The sequence below is a fragment of the Cytobacillus spartinae genome (assembly GCF_042865285.1).
Classification (GTDB): domain Bacteria; phylum Bacillota; class Bacilli; order Bacillales; family Cytobacillaceae; genus Robertmurraya_A; species Robertmurraya_A spartinae.
The window spans coordinates 1-1,367 of the sequence record NZ_JBIACK010000039.1 but is presented as its reverse complement, the minus strand read 5'-3'; the positions used below and the strand labels follow the sequence as shown (position 1 = coordinate 1,367).

Sequence of the window (1,367 nt, the reverse complement as noted above, 5' to 3'; positions counted from 1 at the left end):
CGGGTCTACGACCACATACTCATTCGCCCTATTCAGACTCGCTTTCGCTACGGCTCCGTCTCTTCAACTTAACCTCGCATGTAATCGTAACTCGCCGGTTCATTCTACAAAAGGCACGCTATCACCCGTTAACGGGCTCTAACTACTTGTAGGCACACGGTTTCAGGATCTCTTTCACTCCCCTTCCGGGGTGCTTTTCACCTTTCCCTCACGGTACTGGTTCACTATCGGTCACTAGGGAGTATTTAGCCTTGGGAGATGGTCCTCCCTGCTTCCGACGGGATTTCACGTGTCCCGCCGTACTCAGGATACACTCAAGAGGGAACGAAGTTTCAACTACAGGGTTGTTACCTTCTATGACTGGCCTTTCCAGACCGATTCGTTTACTTCATTCCTTTGTAACTCCGTATAGAGTGTCCTACAACCCCAAGAGGCAAGCCTCTTGGTTTGGGCTAATCCCGTTTCGCTCGCCGCTACTTAGGGAATCGCATTTGCTTTCTCTTCCTCCGGGTACTTAGATGTTTCAGTTCCCCGGGTCTGCCTTCCATACCTTATGTATTCAGGTAAGGATACCATCCCATTACGGATGGTGGGTTCCCCCATTCGGAAATCTCCGGATCAAAGCTTACTTACAGCTCCCCGAAGCATATCGGTGTTAGTACCGTCCTTCATCGGCTCCTAGTGCCAAGGCATCCACCGTGCGCCCTTTCTAACTTAACCTACGGTTAATCAGAACTCTAATATCAATTAGAGAAAAAACTAAAATGGCGATTACTCGGTAATTCTTACTTGTCCAGCTTCAGCTCCTAACTTCTCGGTCGTTTCGATCTGCCCATCAAATCCAAAAACCAGGATTTGTTGGTCAGCTCTCCAACGCCTCTCGAAGTTGAACAGTCGCTTCCACCTTTCATTTTGCCTTCTTCATTAAATCATTATCTAGTTTTCAAGGAACAATTTTGGCAAACAAAAAAGCTTTATCAGCTTTGGTGTTACCATGTATAGAATTGGTGGAGCCTAGCGGGATCGAACCGCTGACCTCCTGCGTGCAAGGCAGGCGCTCTCCCAGCTGAGCTAAGGCCCCGTTATGAAATGGTGGGCCTAAATGGACTCGAACCATCGACCTCACGCTTATCAGGCGTGCGCTCTAACCAGCTGAGCTATAGGCCCATAACGGAATTTCATATTTTATAGAGAGAATTGCTCTCTCAAAACTAAACAAATCATATCGTCACGTCTAGTAAATATCCTTAGAAAGGAGGTGATCCAGCCGCACCTTCCGATACGGCTACCTTGTTACGACTTCACCCCAATCATCTGTCCCACCTTAGGCGGCTGGCTCCAAAAGGTTACCCCACCGACTTCGGGTG

The 1,367-nt window shown here is 48.4% G+C and carries 2 tRNA genes and 2 rRNA genes; all 4 read right to left on the bottom strand.

What is annotated here, in order from left to right:
- Positions 1-720, bottom strand: a 23S ribosomal RNA gene (locus ACFYKX_RS27220); the annotation flags it as partial.
- Positions 721-1,005: 285 nt separating this feature from the next.
- Positions 1,006-1,081: transfer RNA gene (locus ACFYKX_RS27215), tRNA-Ala, on the bottom strand.
- 9 nt (positions 1,082-1,090) lie between these two features.
- Positions 1,091-1,167, bottom strand: a tRNA-Ile gene (locus tag ACFYKX_RS27210).
- An 84-nt stretch (positions 1,168-1,251) separates the two neighbouring features.
- Positions 1,252-1,367: ribosomal RNA gene (locus ACFYKX_RS27205) — 16S ribosomal RNA — on the bottom strand; the annotation flags it as partial.